Raw genomic sequence first — 16951 nt, forward strand, 5'->3', positions numbered from 1 at the left:
CGGATGACGGCCTAGCCCTGGGCAGCACCCGTCGCGGCCCGCTCCCGCGAACGCTCGAGAGCCGTCGCGAAGAGCTCCACCGGCTGAGCGCCGGAGACCGCGAACGCACGGTCGAACACGAAGAAGGGCACCCCGTTCGCTCCGAGCGCTGCCGCCTCGTCGATGTCGGCCTGCACCTCGTCGTCGTACCGGTCCGTGGCGAGCATCGCGCGCACCGCGCTGCCGTCCAGCCCGACCTCCTCGGCGAGCCCGGACAGCACGTCCAGGTCGTCGACGATCGCGCCCTCGGTGAACTGCGCCTTCAGCAGGCGATCCTTCATCGGGCCTCCGAGGCCGCGCTCCTGCGCCATGTGGAGCACACGGTGCGCGTCACGGGTGTTCGCCTGGATGTAGTCGTCGAAGTTGTACTCGAGACCCTCCTCGGCGCCCAGGTCGATCAGCCGCTGGTTCATCTGCGCGATCTGCTCCACGGGCGCGTTGAACTTCTTGGACAGCGCCTCCGCGTGCGGCGTGTGCTCGCCGTGCGGGATCGACGGGTCCAGCTGGAAGCTCTTCCACGTGACCGTGACCTCACCGTCGAATGCGTCGATCGCCTTCTCCAGCCGATGCTTGCCCAGGTAGCACCAGGGGCATGCGACATCGGACCAGACCTCGACGTTGACCATGTCGGACTCCTTCCAGGGCGACGCGCTGCCCTCGCACGGGTCGCGTCGTGACGTGTGAAGAGGGTTCACCCGGGGACCGGCGAACCCTCTGCCGACCACAACCGAGCCGCCTAGCGATCCATTCCCGGGACTTCGGTCCTTCTTGCGCGGCGGAGCGCAGGCTGCGAGCGCGGTGGCACCTGGCCGGCCGCTGTCAGCGACGGACGTCGTATCGCAGGAACACCATGCCGTCGTCGAAGCGCCGCTCCTCCTCGAGACCGAGGTCGAGGCGGAGGCGTGCTGGCAGGAATCTCTGTCCGGCGCCGACGACGATCGGCTGCACGTACATCGACACCTCGTCGACGATTCCCGCTTGCAGGGCCTGCGCGGCGAGCGTGGGGCCGTCGATGGAGACGTCCTTCGACGAGGCGTCCACCAGCGCCCGCACTGCCGCCGCGTCGAACGAGCGCTCGACGCGGGTGCGAGGGGTCTCCGGCTCCTCGCGCGTGGTCGAGAAGACGACCTTGTCCGCCGCGCGCCACAGCTCCCCGTACTCGTGATAGACCTCGGGGTCGCTGGGCTCCGTCGCCATGGTCTGCCACGCCTTCATCACGTCGTACATGCGGCGGCCCATCAGCAAGGTGCCGATCGCGCGGGACCGCCCGTTGATGAAGCGGTGCGCCTGCTCTCCCGGCTCGACCCAGCCGATGCCGTCAGGATCGTTCACGAACCCGTCGAGGGACGTGATCATCGAGTAGACGAGCCGGCCCATCAGCTGCCGCGATACGTCGAGTAGGCGAACGGGCTGAGCAGCAGAGGCACGTGGCAGTGCTCCGCGCCCTTCACCTCGAAGGCGATCTCCACCTCCGGGTAGAAGGTGGCGACCTGCCGCGTCGCGAAGTAGATCCCGGTCTCGAAACGCACCTGATAGACGCCCTTCTCGAGCAGTTCTGGGCCCAGGTCCCGCACGCGGCCGTCCGCGTCGGTCAGGCCCTGCGCCACCGGCTCCCAGCCTTCGGCGCCGCGACGCGACAACGTGACCGCGATCCCCCTGGCGGGCGTTCCGGCCAGCGCGTCCAGCACGTGGGTCGTGACGTGGCTCATGCGAGCGCGTCCTCGTAGGTGGCGCGCAGCCTCAGCAGCGCGATCCCGCGCAGCTGGTCGGCCACCTCGGCGAGCTCCGCCGCGTCGTCGTTGCCGAGTCGGCGCTCGATCTCGGCGACGACGTCCGCGCGAGACCGCCCGGCGGCGCGGATGAGGAACACCCGGCCGAACCGCTTCTCGTAGAGCGCGTTGAGGTCTGCCAGGTGAGCCGCGAGCACCTCGTCGTCGGACTGCGAGGCGGCCTGCTCCGCGGCGGAGAAGCGGGCCTCGACGCCCTCGCCCTGCGCGCGCTCTCCGATGCGGGGGTGCGCTGCAAGCGCCTCGTCGATCTCCGCCTCGCCGAGCGGCGTCGCGATGGACACGGCCGCGCGCTCCATCTCCAGCATCGAGTCGAACTCGAGACGCGCCATCTCGGAGGCCCAGCGCTCCACGCGCAGGCAGGCGAGCAGATCGTCGTGGCTCGGCTTCACTGTCACAGCATCTCCCCTGGTCTCACGGCGCAAGCGGGGCCTCACGCGCGTAGTGTCTCCAGTATGGCAAGGCATGTGGCAGGAGCGGTGCTGGCGGCCGGCGCGGGATCCCGCGCGGGCGGACCCAAGGCGTTGCGCCGCACGGACGACGGAACAGCGTGGGTGGACATCGCGGCGTCGGCACTGCGGGACGCCGGCTGCGATCCGGTGATCGTGGTGCTCGGCGCCCGGGCGTACGAGACCGAGCTCATGGTTCCCGACTGGGCCGAATCGGTGGTCGCCTGGGACTGGGCCGAGGGCCAGTCCGTGTCGCTGCGCAAGGTCGTCGAGGAGGCCGGCGCGCGAGGCGCGGACGCGCTGCTCGTCACCCTGGTCGACCTGCCGGGGCAGACGGTCGACGCCGCCCGGCGGGTGCTCGCCGCCGCAGCGGACGACGTCGGGCTGGCGCGCGCGACCTTCGACGGTAGGCCCGGGCACCCGGTGTACATCGCCCGCGAGCACTGGGGGCCGATGCTGGCCGTGCTCGACGGGGATCACGGCGCGGGCCCATACCTGGCGGCGCACGAGGTGCTCACCGTGGACTGCTCCGACCTGGGTGGCGGCTCCGACGTCGACGAGTAGGCTCATCGCAGTCGGGGTCGGAGAGGACCCCAGGATCGGGAGAGCACCATGAAGGCGTGGAGCAAGGGCGAGCTCGGGTTGATGTGGCTCGGCGTCGGAGCCGCACTGGTGGTGACCGCGCCCATCTGGGCGAACGGGCTTCTCACCGTCGTCGCCGTGGTGCTCGGCGTCGTGGCGCTCGTCTACGGAGGGCTGCTGTCCTGGCAGGGCGTCCGCAAGAGCCCTCTCGAGCGCACCGAGACCTCCGAGGCTGCGGGCACCGACGCGCAGCGAGGCGAGGCTGAGGGCGGCCCCGCCGACCAGGAGTCCTAGACCTCGATCGTCCCCGACACGGCCACCTGCGTGTCGCCGCCGATCCAGAGGTCGTGGTCGGAGGCCGCGACACGGATCCGACCGTCTCGGCCCAGCGCCGTTCCCTGGCGCGCCACGTACGGGGTGGCGATCCGGCCGGTGGACGTGAGCCACTGAGCCAGCGACGCGTTGAGGCTGCCGGTGACGGGATCCTCGCGCAGCACTCCTCCGTCGTGGCAGAAGAACGCGCGCACCTCCAGGGAGAGCTCGGCGCTCGCCGGGTGGAGGCCGGCGACGCCGATGTCCCAGCGGCCGGACGGGGGCGCGGACGGCCTCAGCGCCTGGACCGCTTCGGCATCCTTGAGCAGCAGGCCCACCCATCCTGGACCGTTGTCCACCCATGCGGCGTCGACGACGTCGTCGGCCGTGATGCCGAGGACGTTGCACACCTCCGCGACGAACGCCTCGTCCACCGGTCCGGACCGCAGCAGCTCGGGCGCGGCGAAGGCAAGCGACTCGCCGTCATGGTGGAGCGGGACCAGCCCGACGCCGCACTCCTGGACCACACGGCCCGCGATGCGGGGCCTGCCGCCTGCGTCGAGCCACGCGCGCGCGGTGCCCAGGGTCGGATGGCCCGCGAACGGGAGCTCGGTGGACAGGGAGAAGATGCGCACGCGGTAGTCCGCCGCCGGATCGGTCGGCGCGAGCACGAAGGTGCACTCCGACAGGTTCGTCCACTCGGAGATCCGGACCATCTGCTCGGTGGTGAGGTCGTCCGCGCCGAGGATCACCGCCACGGGGTTGCCGGAGAAGGGACCGTTGCCGAAGACGTCGACCTGGCGGAAGGGGTGCGTGCTCATGCGGATCACGCTAGCCGGAGGAATCGGTGCAGGTGCGAGCTCGAGTGGCACCGAACCGGTTGACCTTCCGGTCCGACTTCCGTAGGGTCTGGCGGAGGCGTCGGGTGCGATGGGGCTCGCGGCGCCGTTTTCTTTGCCCGGATCCGGGCGTATCCGCCCGCGCCGACCGCGCATCCGGTCCGGTGCGTCAGGCGAGGTCGCGGGCCAGGTCCAGCACCGCCGCCTCGAAGGCATCGAGCGCGAGCGCCACGTCCCCCTCGATCACCGACTCGTCCTTGTGATGCGAGATCCCGCCGCCGCAACGGATGAACAGCATCGCGTAGTCCGTCAGCGAGGCCACTGCCATCGCGTCGTGGCCCGCCTTGGACAGCAGCTCGAGCGGGTCCGGATCGCCGGTCGCCGCGATGCCGGCCCGGATCGCCTGCGCGAGCCTGTCGCCGACCACGGTGGCCCGCGCGTCGTGCCTCTCCACGGACTCGAACGTGAGCCCGCGCGCCGCCGCGATCTTGTCGGCATGCTCCTGGACCAGGTCCCAGACCCGGTCCCGCAGCTCGTCGGTCTCGGCACGCAGGTCGAGCGAGAACTCGGCGCGACCAGGGATGACGTTCGCCGCTCCAGGGTACGCCTGCATGCGCCCGACGGTGCCGATCGCGCCGTTGTCGCGGGACAGCGACTCGATGGCCGTCACGAGCTCGGAGGCGCCGAGCAGCGCATCGCGCCGGCGCCCGTACGGCATCCCACCTGCGTGGCCAGCCTCCCCGATCATGGTCAGGTCGAAGCGGCGGGCGCCCATGATGCCGGTCACCACGCCCAGGGCCCGGTCGGCATCCTCGAGGAGCGGGCCCTGCTCGATGTGCGCCTCCAGATAGCCGAGCACCTTCTCGCGGGGCAGCGCCGCCTCCTCGATCCTGGCAGGATCCAGGCCGAACGCCTCGAACGCGGTGCGCAGCGAGATGCCCTGAGCATCCCGCAGCTCCCACCACGAGTCCTGCCACGTGCCTGCGACGGCGCACGACCCGAGGAGGGTGCGCCCGAAGCGGGTGCCCTCCTCGTCCGCGAAGCCGAGCACCTCGACGCCGAACGGCAGCTCGACGCCCTTGGACTCGAGGCGACCCACCACGGCGATCGCCATGAGCGTGCCGAGGATGCCGTCGTACCTGCCCGCGCCGGGGACTGTGTCCAGGTGCGACGCGAGGAGGAGGACGGGAGAGTCGTCGGCGGGGCCTGCGAGGGTGCCGCGCTGGTTGCCCGCGGCGTCCTGCCACGGCTCGAGCCCGGCCTCCGCCATCCACTCCCCCACGGTCCAGTTGGTGCGGGCGTGCTCGGCCGTCAGGTACGACCGTTCGATCGCGCCGACGCGGGAGCTGTGGGTGGCAAGGATGTCACAGCGCGCGAGGATCTCCTGCGCGGAGAAGGGCACGGCATCGTCGGGCTCGTCGGGCGACGACGCGGACGCGACGACACCGGGCGCGACGTACGGCGGGACGGTCATGCGGTCGCCTCCGCATAGACCCGGTAGGCCTCGTCGACCCCGCCGCCTGCCGGCAGGCCGAAGCCCTCCCGACGCAGCACGGACTCGAGCGCCGCGAGCGTGGTGAGCACGGCATCCTGGCGGGCGTTGCAGCCCATGGTGCCGATGCGCCACACCTTCCCGTGCAGCGGCCCGAAGGATGTGCCGATCTCGATGCCGAAGTCCTGCAGCAGGTGACCGCGCACGGCCTCGCCATCCACGCCGTCCGGGATCACGACTCCGACGATGTTCGTCATCTTGTGCTCCACGTCGCCGAACACCCCCAGGCCGAGCCCGCGGACGCCGGCCATCATTGCCCGGCCGTGCACCAGATGCCGGGCCTGGAACCGTTCGAGGCCCTCCTCGAGCACGATGCGGGCGCACTCGCGGGCGCCGTACAGCATGGTGGTGGCCTCGGTGTGGTGGTTGAGCCGGCGCTCGGACCAGTAGTCGAAGACCATCGACATGTCGAAGTAGTTGGAGCGGATGGGGTGCGATGCGACGGCGTCGCCCTCCGCCCGGAGGCCGGCCTCGATGCTCTTGCGCGAGTTGATCACGGCCTCGGCGTGGGCGGAGAACGTCACGGGGGCGGAGCCCGACGGTCCGCCCAGGCACTTCTGGAGCCCACCGGTGGCGATGTCCACGCCCCACGCGTCGGTGAGGAACTCGTTGCCGCCGATCGTCGCCGTGACGTCGGCATAGAGCAGGGTGCCGTAGCGCTGACACAGGTCGGAGAGGCCGTCGAAGGGCTGGACGACGGTGGTGGATGTGTCTCCGTGGACGACGGCGAGCAGCTTGGGCTGGACCTTCTCCATCGCGTCGGCGATCAGCTCGTACGGCGCGACCTGACCCCACGGCACCTCGACCGTGTGGACCTCGGCACCGCACCGTTGTGCGATCTCCACGAGCAGATGCCCGAACCGACCCATCACCGGCACGAGCACCTTGTCACCGGGTTCGAGCACGGAGACGAACGCGGCCTCGATCCCGCCTCGCGACGTGGAGTCCACCAGCAGGGTCTGCCGGTGGGAGGTGACGAACACTCGCCGGTAGAGCTCCATGACCTCGTTCATCGCGTGGGTCATGAACGGGTCGTACTGACCTACAAGCGCGGCAGACATCGCGCGCAGCACGCGAGGGTCGGCGTTGATGGGGCCGGGCCCCATGAGCAGACGTGACGGCGGGTTCAGCGGCCCCGGCAGGGTCATCGCTCCTCCAAGAGATGTTGATGAGACCTACACAGTCTGAACCACGAACGTTTCGCAGGCGTTTCACATCGCCCACCACGCGCACGCAGCGCCCCGCTCCACGAGATGGCCAGGGTTCCGCGCGAGGCTCACGTCCTGCGCGAGGCTCACACCGTGCGCGAGGCTCACCCCCTGCGCAGCGCCCTGTCCCACGCGAGCGCGGTCTCGATCAGCGACAGGTCCGAGCCGCGCGGTCCCACGAGGCACGCGCCCACCGGTCCGCCAGGGGTCAGCATCCACGGCACGGACAGCGCTGGCCGCCCGGTGAGGCCCGCGATCGCGGTCATCGACAGCGTCGCCTCGCGCACGTCCTGCAGGTAGCCAGGGTCGGCGTCGAGCCGCGGCGCCGACGAGGCCGCCGACGGCAGCACCAGGATCGCGGACCCGAGCGCCTCGTCGATCTCCTGCGCGAGTGCGGACACCTCCAGCAGCCCCTCCGCCTCCTGCTCGGGCGTGACGGAGGCCGCGAACGCGAACCGCTCCTCGACGTCCGGCGCCACGGCGCCAGGGTGGGTGGACACCCATGCACCGTCCGACCGCCACGCCTCAGCTGACTGGGTCACCCGAAACGCCTGGTAGAGGCGTGTGAGCTCGGGAAGGTCCACGGGTGACAGGCTGACGTGCACCTCGAGTCGCTGCAGCAGCTCATGGAATGCCTGCCGCACCTCGGGCTTCACGACCGCGCCCACCTGCGGGGAGGCGAGCACCACGTCGTCCACGTCGACGCCAGGGTCGCCAGGGAACGATGCCGTCGCCGCCGCGAGCAGGGTCTCGCCGTCACGCGTGAGCCAGCCGACCGTGTCGTACCTGGGAGCGAGCGGCGCGACGCCCTCGAGGCTGATCGCCCCGTGAGTCGTCCGCAGGCCCCAGAGCCCCTGGTACGACGCAGGCACCCGGATCGAGCCCGCCGTGTCGGACCCGAGCCCGATGCTCGCCTGTCCGAGGGCGACGGCGGACGCCGGGCCGGACGAGGACCCGCCCGGGATCGTGCCAGGCGCGGCCGGGTTGGGCGGCGTGCCGTAATCCGGGTTGAGCCCCGCGATCGAGTACGCGAACTGGTCGGTCTGCGCGATGCCGACGATGTCGGCACCCGCATCGAGCAGCGCTTGCACGGACGGCGCGCTCACCGCCTGCACCGGAGCCTCGGCGAGGTAGGCGCGCACGCCCACGCCGATGCGCTGGCCCGCGACCGCGTACAGGTCCTTGACGGCGATCGTCTGGCCCGCGAGCGGACCCGCGGCCGCACCCGGGACCAGCGGTGAGCCGACCACGCGCCAGACGCGCGCGTCGATCGCCTTGGGGGACGCGGTCACATGGGCGGCGACGATCCGCCATCCAGAGCCGGGCCCGTCCGCAGCGTCGGCGGCGAAGCGCCACAGCTGCGTCACCAGCCCGCGCCCCCCTGCGTGAGGGGCGTTGACCGACGTGGCCAGCCAGTCCTCACCTGCAGGCGTCAGGCGGAGCTCCACCAGCCGGCGCGGCCCGATGCCCCCGCGCACGCCTCGGAACGCCGTGATCGCCTCATGACCCACGAGCAGCCCCGCAGCGTCGCCGCGGAGCGTGTCGGGCCCTGGCGCGAAGAACGCCGCGAGCGCCTTCTGGTCGTCGGCGACGAGCGCCGCCTCGTACGCACGGATGGCGTCGACGAGAGCGTCAGGCGCGACCGCGCCCGCCGCCACCTCGATGTGGGTCATGCGTCGCTCCTCACCGGCGCGTCCGGCGCCTCGAAGTCAGCCTTACGGATCATCGCATGCGCGCCGCACACGAGGTCAACCACCTGCGAGATGCGCAGGTCGGTGGCGGCGGACAGGTACGCGTACGCCAGGTGCGGCTCCATGCCGTGCCGCGCCGCGAGGATCGCGATCGCCGCGCGGGTGGCCTTGCGGACCGCCTCGTCGAGGTCGGCGTCGATGCCGGTCGGGATCAGGTGGGTGGCGGTCTCGCCGAGCGGACCGACCAGGTCGCCGAACGCACGCGCTGCCTCCCGCGCGGGGATCAGGTCGAATCGGAGGCGCACCCGAAGCGAGGCCTCGAGCGCGGTGAGCGCCACCTCCCCGTCACCCTGCGCGAAGTGAGGATCCCCCACGTAGGCGAGCGCGCCGGGCACCTGGATCGGCAGGTAGAGCGTCGTGCCGACCACCAGCTCCTTGATGTCAATGTTGCCGCCATGCGCGCCCGGCGGGACGGAATGCGCCCGCGCGTCGGTGTCGGTCGCGACGCCCATGATCCCCAGGAACGGCGCCAGCGGGAACGACACGTCGCGGGGCCCTCCCTCGCGGCGCGGCAGGCGGCCCTTCCACTCTCCCGACGCGTCCGGCGAGATGGGTGCGAACACGGAGACAGCGTCGACCCCGCCCGCGGGCATCTCACCCGGGAGAGCGCCACGACCGTGCCGGTTGGAGATGACGCCGTACGGCACGCGGGGCGTCGCATCGACCAACGTCATGGCGAGCACGTCGCCCGGGCGGGCACCGCGCACCTCGACGGGCCCCGTGATCACGTGAGGGCCGTCGACGGCAGGGTCGCGACGACCGGAACGGGACAGCAGGACCGCCTCTGTCAGGACATCCTCGGCCGCGACGCCGTGGGACTCGAAGAATGCGGCGGCATCGGACCCCTGGTCCGGCAGCACGCCCTCGTGGCTGAGCGTGTCGACGATCACCTCGTCGCCCGGGGCGACGGTGAGCACGGGGTCGTCGCCGCGTGCGGGCAGCCGTCCCCAGAACACCGAGCCCGGATCCGCCGGCACATAGGGAAGCCCCTCGGGCACCCTCTCGCCCGACCTCAGGATCCCGTCGAAGTCGCCCACGCGCAGTCCTCCACCCTGGGCGTGCACGTGCGGGCCGGGGTGCCCGCACCGCGCCGTGCCCTACTCTGGCGCTACGAGACTACCGCCGTCGCGTGGCCGCGCCCCGTCCGGGCCTGCGCCGCCCGCGCCCTGTCCCCACCAGGAGGAACCCGTGCTGGAACGCATGCGCGCCAACCCCGAGACCAGCTATCTGGGCCTGATGCTCGCGTTGACCTTCTCCACCGGCGTGATCGACGCCGTCGGCTATCTGGGCCTGGACCGCGTGTTCACAGGGAACATGACCGGCAACGTGGTGGTGCTCGGCATGGGTCTCGCGGGCGCCGACAACCTGCCGGTGCTCGGCCCGGCCGTCGCTCTGGCGGCGTTCATGACCGGCGCGGCGATCGGCGGCCGGGTGCTGCGCGGCTCCCGCGACGGATGGACGGGCAAGCACACGGCGCTGTTCGGAGGAGTCGCGGGAGTGCTGCTGGCGGGCGCGATCACCGTGCTGCTGGTGACCGTGACGGAGCGTTCGCTGCTCGCCTACTCGGTGACAGCGTCGATGGGTCTCGCGATGGGATGCCAGGCGGCGACGGCCCGGCACATCGCGGTGAAGGACGTCACCACCGTCGTCGTGACCTCGACGATCACGAGCCTCGCGTCGGACTCGGCGTTCGGCAAGGGCGGCGGCCAGCCGTGGGCGCGGCGGGCGGGCGCGGTGGTGCTGATCATGGCAGGCGCAGGCACCGGCGCCCTGCTGCTGAAGGCCCACCTGGGCGGCGGCCTGCTCCTGTCAGCGGTGATCACGATGGTGGTGCTCGCGCTGGGCCACACCACTCGCCCGGGTCGCGGCCCGCGTGTGCCTTACGACGGAGTGCTCAGCCAGGGCTAATTCGCGAGCGCCGCGAACACGTCGTAGACCAGGAACGCGGGCCACACCAGCGCCTGGAGCAGCGCGCCGACGTGCTCCCAGAAGCCGTCGGCCTGCTGCCAGAACCACACCGCCGAACCGACCATCCCCAGGAAGTAGCCTCCGCCGCCTGCTGCGGCGCTGCCGCCGTATCCGTTGCTGCTCATGTCGCACCCCCGTGCCGAGGCGCGACGCGCGCCCCGTTCCTTCATGTTCTAGCAGGCGCTGAGCGCGGCCGCAGGGTGCGCGTCGGCAGCGGCCATCGCGGTGCCCCCGGGCGAGGGTGCGGCGCCGGCTGTGCAGGCGCATGAGCGAACCGTGGAATGCAGGCGAATGTGCCCCGAGACGCTCACCCGACAGCACCACGACACGCCAATACGCTGTTCTATCAGGGATGACGTTCGCCTTCTCGCCTTGAGCGAACATGACTCAAGTTTGCCTTGAGTCACTCACGCTCAAGTCTTATAGTGAAGGTGAGCGACGGACCCGCGGGGGCCACCAGCAGGGGCCGGCCGACCGGGTCCGCCGCCCGCAGCCGGTGCACACGGCACCACCACACGACTACAGAGGAGTTCACCATGATGGCTCGCGAGATCACCCGTCAGACTGTTCCGACGACCACCGCGTCGCTGTGGCAGGACGACCTGAACCGCATGTTCCGCCAGTTCTTCGGCGACGCCGACGCGCCGCTCGCCGGCGCCTTCTCCCCCGCGCTCGACGTGAAGGAGACGGACGACGCGTTCACGCTCCATGTGGAGCTGCCCGGCATGAAGCCTGAGGACGTGGAGGTCTCGCTCGAGGACAACGTGCTCACGGTGTCCGGCGAGCGCAGCTTCTACGACGAGAGCGACGCCGAGGGCTTCCGCCGCATCGAACGCCGCTTCGGCAAGTTCCACCGCGCCGTGCGCCTGCCCGACCGGGTCTCCCCGGACAAGGTGGACGCCAGCTACAAGGACGGCATCCTCACGGTCACGGTCCCCAAGGCCGAGGAGGCGAAGCCGCGCAAGATCACGGTCGCGAAGGCGGCATAACCCTCGCGATCGACGCGCCTGTCGCCACCCCTCCGAAGCCGACAGGCGCCACTCGCCTCGCACCACCGCGTCACCCCCTTCGCGGAGGTCGCAGAGGCGGCAAGGGCCCCGGGGCGTCACCCCCGGGGCCCTTCGCACGCGGACCCCGACCACAGCGCACCACGCCCTCATCTGCACAGGCATCACGGGTCACTCGCGAGTCGAACCCTCCGGCCGCGGCGCGTGGAGCTCGCTCTGCTCACGCATGATCTGCGCCATCGGTGTGCCGCGCTCGACGCCGTACACGGTCCCAGGGAAGTCGAGATCCCGTTGGATCCGCCAGATCTCGTCGTGACGGTCAGGCGGGAACACATGCGCCGGATGGCCCACCGCCACCCAATGGATCGGCACCGTCACGCCGTCCTCCAGCAAGGAGTTCACCTGGACGACGGCGCCGATGCGGATCTCGCAACCCGCGCCTACCCGTGCCCCGGCGAAGACCGACGCCCCCGTCGCCACGAAGCTACCGGCCCCCACGGTCGCGCCGGAGACGTGCGCATGCGGTCCGATCATCACCGCGTCCCCGATCGTGCATGCGTGACCCGCGCGGGACTTGACCACCGCGTTCTCCATGATCAGCACGTCCTCGCCGATCAGCACGCGACCCTGCTCACCCGAGACCACCGCGCCGTGCAACACCCGTGCACCGGGCCCCAGCACCACATCGCCGCTGACCACGGCCGACGCCGCCACGGAGGCCGTCGGATGGATCTGGGGGCTCACACCCTCATAGGCCGCGATCATCTCCACCTCCGTCCTGCCGCCCGCGCCGCGAAGCGGCATCCGAGGCCAGGGTACGACCGCGCGCGCGAAGGGCCCCGGGGATGATCTCCCCGGAGCCCTCTGCGCACCCCTGCATCAAGGTGGGACGTCAGACCGCGGCGGCGAGCCTCAGACCGCGGACCAGCCTCCGTCGGACGGAAGGATCACTCCGTTGAGGTTGACCCCGTCGTCCGAGAGCAGGAACGTGATCGACGCCGCGAGCTGGTCGGCCGTCGTCGGAGGCGGGCTCACCGCCAGGGCCCCCATCACCCTCTCCTCGCCGAGCGGTGAGTCGAAGCGCGCCTCGATGTTCGTGATCACACCGCCGGGCGCGACCGCGTTCACCCGCAATCCGCTCGGTCCGTACATGAACGCGGAACTCTTCGTGAGACCCACCACCGCATGCTTCGACGCCGTGTAAGCCGCCCCGGCCGCCGAACCGCGCAACCCGGCCTCGGAGGCGATGTTCACGATCGAGCCGCGACCCGCCTCCAGCATGAGCGGGATCACCGCACGCGACAGCTTCATGAGGCCTGTGACGTTGACCGCGAACACGCGGTTCCAGATCTCGTCCGACACCTCATGGAGGGGCGTCATGTTGTCCATGATGCCTGCGACGTTGGCGAGCGCGTCGACCTTCCCTCCCGTCGCCTCCATCACGCGTGCGAGGTCGTCCTCCTTCGTGACGTCGGCGGTGATCACGGTGACGTCGAGGCCGTCGTGCTCGGCCGCGAAGGCCTTCAGCCTCTCCTCGGAGATGTCGAGACCGATGACGCGGCCACCTTCGCGCGCGACGCGGGATGCGGTGGCGCGGCCGATCCCGGAGCCCGCTCCGGTCACGATCACGGTCTTCCCGGTGAACCGGCCCTCGGTGATCCGTTCCTCCCATTCCGGGAGATCCGCGGCCTGCGGCGCGGCACCTGCATCGTCGGGGGCCTCAGGCACGGTCTCGACGGGTGCACCGCCGGCTGCGGCTGCGGCCTCGGCCTTCGCGAGCAGGCCATCCAGCATCTCCTGGGTGAACTGTCCGCCGCTGACCTTGATGAGCTTGTTCATCGAGAAGCGCCTGACGGGCAGCATCGCCCGCTCGCTCTGTCCGGCATCGGCGAGCATCTGCCGGATCACGGGACCGCCGTAGGGGTCCTTGAACCAGTCGGCGATCTTCGAGTCGCCGGAGAGATGGGTGAGGGACATGGGGGACTGTTCCTTTCGTGAACGGCGTGCCGTTCAGCGCGGCAGAGCGCGCGAGCCGGGCCGCGGAGGCGGCGCGCCGGGGGCGGGGTGATGGCGGCGTCGCTCGGCAGTGAACAGCGCCTCCGGAGCAGGAGCATCGACCTCACCACGCGGCGCGGGCGAGAGGATCGCCAGGCCCCGTTCGTGCATGCGCTGCTCCCTCGTACATCCGGACTTCAGTGTCCGGTTGCTAGCGTAGGCGCATGACCACCTCACGCGCCAATCCTGGGCCCCGCGCAGCCGCCGCCAACCGGCGCGCACTGCTCGACGCCGGGCGAGCCCTCTTCGACGAACGAGGCATCGACGTGCCGCTGGTCGAGGTGGCGCGGCGCGCGGGAGTGGGCCAAGGCGTGCTGTACCGCCACTTCCCGGACCGCCTCGCGCTCGCGTTCGCGGTGTTCGACGAGAACATGGAGCAGCTCGAGGCGCTCTGCGCCGGCGGTCCGCTCACGCTGCGCAGGCTGGGCCACGAGGTGTCGCATCGCGCCGCCGGCGTGGCACCCCTGCTGGCGCTCGTGACGCAGGTGCCCGAAGATCCTCGGCTGATGGCCCTCGAATCACGCATGCGCGCGCTCTTGACGGCGGCCCGCGATCACGCACGCCACTCGGACCGGATCCGCTCCGACGTCACGATCGACGACCTGCTCACCGCCATCTCGATGGTCGCCGCGCTCACGGCTTCCACGCCGCCAGCATTGCGCGAGCACCGTGCCGAGCATGCATGGACGCTGCTCGAACGCGGCCTGGAGAGCCGCTGAGAGCCGATTCCGCGCGTCCGCGCGGCGGGTCCTCAGAGCGCCTGGTGGGTGACGCGTCCTGCGCACACCGTGAGCGCCACGGGCATCTGGCGCATCGCGGCCATCCCCGCAGCGAGCGGATCGGCATCCATGACCACCAGGTCCGCGGCGCCTCCCTCCGCGAGTCCGGGAGCCGTCCATGAGGCCGCTAGCGCCGTCTGGACATCAACCGCGTTCGACGGCTCCCAGGGCTCACGGTCGTCGCGCGTGCGGAACACCGCCGCCGCGATCGCCAGCCACGGGTCCAACGGCGCCACAGGCGCATCGGAACCGAAGGTGAGACGCGCCCCCGCCTCCGCCAACGCCCGGTATGCGAAGGCCCGACGAGTGCGTCCCGCCCAGAGTCGATCCGTCACGTCCCGGTCGTCCAGCAGATGCTCAGGGTGCACGGCCGCCCCGATGCCGAGGGCGGCGAACCTCGGCAGATCCGCGTCCGCCACCATCTGCGCGTGCTCGATCGTGCCGCCCGCGCCGGTCGCCTCGAAGGCGTCGAGCGCCCGAGTCACCGCCAGGTCGCCTATCGCGTGCAACGCGATCGCGAAGCCCTTCGCGTGGGCGTCCGAGAGGATCGCGCGGAGCTCGGACTCCGTGTACTCGGCATGACCGTGGCCGCCGTCGCGATCCGCGTCATGGCACAGCGCGGTCCCGGAGTTCAGCGCGCCGTCGGAGATGAGCTTCAGGGATCCGACGGTGACCAGGCCGTCCGTGCCGGGCACCGCATCGCCTGTCCGCTGCCCACGCGCCGCCGCGATGCCCAAGTGCTCCAGGTAGACGTTCGCGATCACGCGCACGGAGTCGAGCCCGCGGGGCACCCGCGACGCCCACACCAGGGGGTTGTCCGCCATCTGCATGTCGCTCACGCGGGTGACACCCCGCGCGGCGGCGGCCTGGAGCGCGCCGGCGACCACTGCATCGTCGCTGCCCGCCGCTTCCGCGTCCACCAGCTTCTCCACCGCGAACGCCGCGGCCTCACGCACCAGGCCCGCCCGAGGCGCGCCGAACCGGGCGGCGGCGGCCGAGCTCAACCACACCGTGTGGAGGTCGTGCGCATACAGCACGATCGGCCGGTCCGTGTGGCCGGTCTCCTTCGCGACGTCGTCAAGCATGCGCGCGGTCGCCTCTCGCGTCCACAGCGCATCCTGGAATCCCCGGCCCACGAAGGTGAGGGTCTCGCCCGGAGCCTGCGCTGCGAGCCCCTGCCGCACCCGCTCCACCGCAGCCTCCGGCTCGGGGGTGCCGGACACGTCGGCCCTGGCGAGGTGGTGAGCCCACGTGGTGAAGTGCGCGTGATTGTCCGCCAGGCCAGGCATGGCCCAACGCCCGTCGAGGTCCAGCACCTCAGCGGACGCCCCAGCGATGTCGGCGCCTGCCGGCACCACTCGCGCGATGCGGCCATCCTCGAGCACGACGTCCACCGGGGCGTCCTGCCCGCCCACCAGCCGAACCGATCTGAGCACCAGCGTCACCGCAGTCCACCTCCACGCCTCTCACGGGGACGGAGCGACCCTACCGCCGCGGCGAGGCGGGACGACGCCCGCTCGGGCAGGAGGTGCCGCGTGGAGCGCGCAACGGTGCCGAGCGCGACCCGTCAGGCGGATTCTCGCTCGATGAGCTCGATCGGCATGATCGTGGACCGCTGACGGTCGTTCCCATCGAGAAGGTCCAGGAGGATGTCCGCCATCTCACGCCCCATCGCCTCCGAGGGCTGGAGGACGGTGGTGAGCGGCACGGGGCATGCCAGCGCCGCCGGGCTGTCGTCGTAGCCCACCACCGCCACGTCCTGGGGGATGCGCCGCCCGCCGTCGAGCAGCACGGGCATCGCCCCGGAGGCCATGAGGTCGGACGCCACGAACACGCCGTCCACCTCCGGGTACTGCTCCAGCAGCTCGCGCGCGGCGAGCGCCCCGCCGATCATCGAGAAGTCGCCGTCGATCGCGGGGCCGGGAACCAGACCGGCCTCCTCCACGACGCGGCGCCAGCCGTGCGTGCGCTCCAGGGCCGACTGCATGTCCGTAGGCCCCGTGATCGTCGCGATGTGCGTGCATCCACGCTCGACGAGACGTCGTGCCGCGACGGCGCCGCCCTCCTCGTTGTCGACGTCGACGACCCACGTGTCGATCCGTTCCAGCCCCGGCCTACCGCCGAACACCAGGGGGATCGCATCGCCGATCCGTTCGAGGAAGTGGTCGGACGTGTGGTGGGAGACCACCACGGCGCCGTCGACCGCGCCGCCCAGCAGGTACCGCTCGGTCTTGCCGCCAGGGTCCTGGCTCGCGACCATCAGGTTGAGCACGTAGTCCGACTGCTCGAGGCGGCCATTGATCCCCGCCACGATCGACGCGAAGAACACGTCGCCGAAGAATCGAGTGATGTCCTCGGGGACCACGAGCGCGATCGCGTGGCTATGCGCGCTCGCGAGGGACCGCGCGGCCCTGTTGGGCACGTACCCGAGCTCCGCGATGGCGTCGCGCACGGACTCGACGCTCGCAGGGTTCACCTTGGGAGAGCCGTTGACCACCCTGGACACGGTCGCACGGGACACTCCCGCACGCGCGGCCACCATCTCCAGCGTCGGCGCTGCGTGGCGCACGAGGCTCATGGCGCCGTCTCCCTCGATGCCAGGCATAGGGCCATCATGTCAGAG

General features: G+C 71.3%; 19 protein-coding genes. 5 read left to right on the top strand and 14 right to left on the bottom strand.

Annotated elements, in window-relative coordinates:
- Window positions 1–11 precede the first annotated feature (11 nt).
- The 4 genes from RN607_RS10085 to RN607_RS10100 form a co-directional block, all read right to left on the bottom strand.
- Window positions 12–665, bottom strand: coding sequence for a DsbA family oxidoreductase (locus RN607_RS10085; protein WP_313542378.1), 654 nt, complete (start codon window positions 663–665; stop codon window positions 12–14).
- Between the two features lie 193 nt (window positions 666–858).
- On the bottom strand, window positions 859–1416 hold the full coding sequence (locus RN607_RS10090; protein WP_313542380.1) for a dihydrofolate reductase family protein: 558 nt from the start codon (window positions 1414–1416) through the stop codon (window positions 859–861).
- Window positions 1416–1748, bottom strand: a complete 333-nt coding sequence (gene uraH, locus RN607_RS10095; RefSeq protein WP_313542382.1) for a hydroxyisourate hydrolase — start codon at window positions 1746–1748, stop codon at window positions 1416–1418. The genes RN607_RS10090 and uraH overlap by 1 nt, the downstream gene beginning before the upstream one ends.
- Window positions 1745–2224, bottom strand: a complete 480-nt coding sequence (locus tag RN607_RS10100; protein WP_313542384.1) for a 2-oxo-4-hydroxy-4-carboxy-5-ureidoimidazoline decarboxylase — start codon at window positions 2222–2224, stop codon at window positions 1745–1747. Before RN607_RS10100 ends, uraH begins: the two co-directional genes overlap by 4 nt.
- Window positions 2225–2281: 57 nt before the next feature.
- On the opposite strand from RN607_RS10100, the gene RN607_RS10105 reads away from it, so the two are divergent.
- Together RN607_RS10105 and RN607_RS10110 are read left to right on the top strand one after the other, a co-directional pair.
- Window positions 2282–2839 carry a nucleotidyltransferase family protein gene (locus RN607_RS10105; RefSeq protein WP_313542386.1) on the top strand — a complete coding sequence of 186 codons (558 nt, stop codon included), beginning with the start codon at window positions 2282–2284 and terminating at the stop codon, window positions 2837–2839.
- Between the two features lie 48 nt (window positions 2840–2887).
- On the top strand, window positions 2888–3151 hold the full coding sequence (locus tag RN607_RS10110; protein WP_313542388.1) for a hypothetical protein: 264 nt from the start codon (window positions 2888–2890) through the stop codon (window positions 3149–3151).
- Here the strand turns inward: RN607_RS10110 and RN607_RS10115 are convergent.
- The 5 genes from RN607_RS10115 to RN607_RS10135 form a co-directional block, all read right to left on the bottom strand.
- Window positions 3148–3990 carry a PhzF family protein gene (locus RN607_RS10115; protein ID WP_313542390.1) on the bottom strand — a complete coding sequence of 281 codons (843 nt, stop codon included), beginning with the start codon at window positions 3988–3990 and terminating at the stop codon, window positions 3148–3150. The two genes, RN607_RS10110 and RN607_RS10115, sit on opposite strands and share 4 nt — an antisense overlap.
- A gap of 187 nt (window positions 3991–4177) precedes the next feature.
- Complete coding sequence (locus RN607_RS10120) at window positions 4178–5482, bottom strand: allantoate amidohydrolase (protein ID WP_313542392.1); 1305 nt, start codon at window positions 5480–5482, stop codon at window positions 4178–4180.
- The gene (locus tag RN607_RS10125) at window positions 5479–6708 is read right to left on the bottom strand and encodes a (S)-ureidoglycine--glyoxylate transaminase (protein WP_313542395.1); all 1230 of its coding nucleotides are present in this window, start codon (window positions 6706–6708) and stop codon (window positions 5479–5481) included. The genes RN607_RS10120 and RN607_RS10125 overlap by 4 nt, the downstream gene beginning before the upstream one ends.
- Before the next feature lie 164 nt (window positions 6709–6872).
- The gene (locus tag RN607_RS10130; protein WP_313542397.1) at window positions 6873–8441 is read right to left on the bottom strand and encodes an AtzH-like domain-containing protein; all 1569 of its coding nucleotides are present in this window, start codon (window positions 8439–8441) and stop codon (window positions 6873–6875) included.
- Window positions 8438–9556: an acetamidase/formamidase family protein gene (locus RN607_RS10135; protein WP_313542399.1), complete on the bottom strand. Its 1119-nt coding sequence runs from the start codon at window positions 9554–9556 to the stop codon at window positions 8438–8440. Before RN607_RS10135 ends, RN607_RS10130 begins: the two co-directional genes overlap by 4 nt.
- Window positions 9557–9707: 151 nt before the next feature.
- Between RN607_RS10135 and RN607_RS10140 the strand changes: the two genes are divergently transcribed.
- Window positions 9708–10427, top strand: a complete 720-nt coding sequence (locus tag RN607_RS10140; protein WP_313496845.1) for a YoaK family protein — start codon at window positions 9708–9710, stop codon at window positions 10425–10427.
- On the opposite strand, the gene RN607_RS10145 is transcribed toward RN607_RS10140, so the two are convergent.
- The gene (locus tag RN607_RS10145; RefSeq protein ID WP_313496846.1) at window positions 10424–10612 is read right to left on the bottom strand and encodes a hypothetical protein; all 189 of its coding nucleotides are present in this window, start codon (window positions 10610–10612) and stop codon (window positions 10424–10426) included. The genes RN607_RS10140 and RN607_RS10145 overlap by 4 nt on opposite strands.
- 411 nt (window positions 10613–11023) lie before the next feature.
- On the opposite strand from RN607_RS10145, the gene RN607_RS10150 reads away from it, so the two are divergent.
- Window positions 11024–11476 carry an Hsp20/alpha crystallin family protein gene (locus tag RN607_RS10150; protein WP_313496848.1) on the top strand — a complete coding sequence of 151 codons (453 nt, stop codon included), beginning with the start codon at window positions 11024–11026 and terminating at the stop codon, window positions 11474–11476.
- Window positions 11477–11665: 189 nt separating this feature from the next.
- Here RN607_RS10150 and RN607_RS10155 read toward each other — a convergent pair whose 3' ends face one another.
- Together RN607_RS10155 and RN607_RS10160 are read right to left on the bottom strand one after the other, a co-directional pair.
- Window positions 11666–12298, bottom strand: coding sequence for a gamma carbonic anhydrase family protein (locus RN607_RS10155; RefSeq protein ID WP_313542401.1), 633 nt, complete (start codon window positions 12296–12298; stop codon window positions 11666–11668).
- A 108-nt stretch (window positions 12299–12406) separates the two neighbouring features.
- Window positions 12407–13471, bottom strand: a complete 1065-nt coding sequence (locus RN607_RS10160; RefSeq protein ID WP_313542403.1) for an SDR family NAD(P)-dependent oxidoreductase — start codon at window positions 13469–13471, stop codon at window positions 12407–12409.
- Between the two features lie 242 nt (window positions 13472–13713).
- Between RN607_RS10160 and RN607_RS10165 the strand changes: the two genes are divergently transcribed.
- Window positions 13714–14268, top strand: coding sequence for a TetR/AcrR family transcriptional regulator (locus RN607_RS10165; protein WP_313542405.1), 555 nt, complete (start codon window positions 13714–13716; stop codon window positions 14266–14268).
- Between the two features lie 32 nt (window positions 14269–14300).
- On the opposite strand, the gene RN607_RS10170 is transcribed toward RN607_RS10165, so the two are convergent.
- Both RN607_RS10170 and RN607_RS10175 read right to left on the bottom strand, forming a co-directional pair.
- Window positions 14301–15773: an amidohydrolase gene (locus RN607_RS10170; protein WP_313542407.1), complete on the bottom strand. Its 1473-nt coding sequence runs from the start codon at window positions 15771–15773 to the stop codon at window positions 14301–14303.
- Between the two features lie 122 nt (window positions 15774–15895).
- Window positions 15896–16933 (bottom strand): LacI family DNA-binding transcriptional regulator, encoded by a 1038-nt coding sequence (locus RN607_RS10175; RefSeq protein ID WP_313542409.1) that lies wholly within the window; start codon window positions 16931–16933, stop codon window positions 15896–15898.
- Window positions 16934–16951 lie beyond the last annotated feature (18 nt).

This window comes from Demequina capsici (genome assembly GCF_032102965.1).
Taxonomy (GTDB): domain Bacteria; phylum Actinomycetota; class Actinomycetes; order Actinomycetales; family Demequinaceae; genus Demequina; species Demequina capsici.

Coding starts and splice junctions, on each gene's coding strand:
- RN607_RS10085 (WP_313542378.1), bottom strand. CDS start 665: ATGGTCAACGTCGAGGTCTGGTCCGATGTCGCATGCCCCTGGTGCTAC.
- RN607_RS10090 (WP_313542380.1), bottom strand. CDS start 1,416: ATGGGCCGGCTCGTCTACTCGATGATCACGTCCCTCGACGGGTTCGTG.
- uraH (WP_313542382.1), bottom strand. CDS start 1,748: ATGAGCCACGTCACGACCCACGTGCTGGACGCGCTGGCCGGAACGCCC.
- RN607_RS10105 (WP_313542386.1), top strand. CDS start 2,282: ATGGCAAGGCATGTGGCAGGAGCGGTGCTGGCGGCCGGCGCGGGATCC.
- RN607_RS10110 (WP_313542388.1), top strand. CDS start 2,888: ATGAAGGCGTGGAGCAAGGGCGAGCTCGGGTTGATGTGGCTCGGCGTC.
- RN607_RS10115 (WP_313542390.1), bottom strand. CDS start 3,990: ATGAGCACGCACCCCTTCCGCCAGGTCGACGTCTTCGGCAACGGTCCC.
- RN607_RS10120 (WP_313542392.1), bottom strand. CDS start 5,482: ATGACCGTCCCGCCGTACGTCGCGCCCGGTGTCGTCGCGTCCGCGTCG.
- RN607_RS10125 (WP_313542395.1), bottom strand. CDS start 6,708: ATGACCCTGCCGGGGCCGCTGAACCCGCCGTCACGTCTGCTCATGGGG.
- RN607_RS10130 (WP_313542397.1), bottom strand. CDS start 8,441: ATGACCCACATCGAGGTGGCGGCGGGCGCGGTCGCGCCTGACGCTCTC.
- RN607_RS10145 (WP_313496846.1), bottom strand. CDS start 10,612: ATGAGCAGCAACGGATACGGCGGCAGCGCCGCAGCAGGCGGCGGAGGC.
- RN607_RS10150 (WP_313496848.1), top strand. CDS start 11,024: ATGATGGCTCGCGAGATCACCCGTCAGACTGTTCCGACGACCACCGCG.
- RN607_RS10155 (WP_313542401.1), bottom strand. CDS start 12,298: ATGCCGCTTCGCGGCGCGGGCGGCAGGACGGAGGTGGAGATGATCGCG.
- RN607_RS10160 (WP_313542403.1), bottom strand. CDS start 13,471: ATGTCCCTCACCCATCTCTCCGGCGACTCGAAGATCGCCGACTGGTTC.
- RN607_RS10165 (WP_313542405.1), top strand. CDS start 13,714: ATGACCACCTCACGCGCCAATCCTGGGCCCCGCGCAGCCGCCGCCAAC.
- RN607_RS10175 (WP_313542409.1), bottom strand. CDS start 16,933: ATGCCTGGCATCGAGGGAGACGGCGCCATGAGCCTCGTGCGCCACGCA.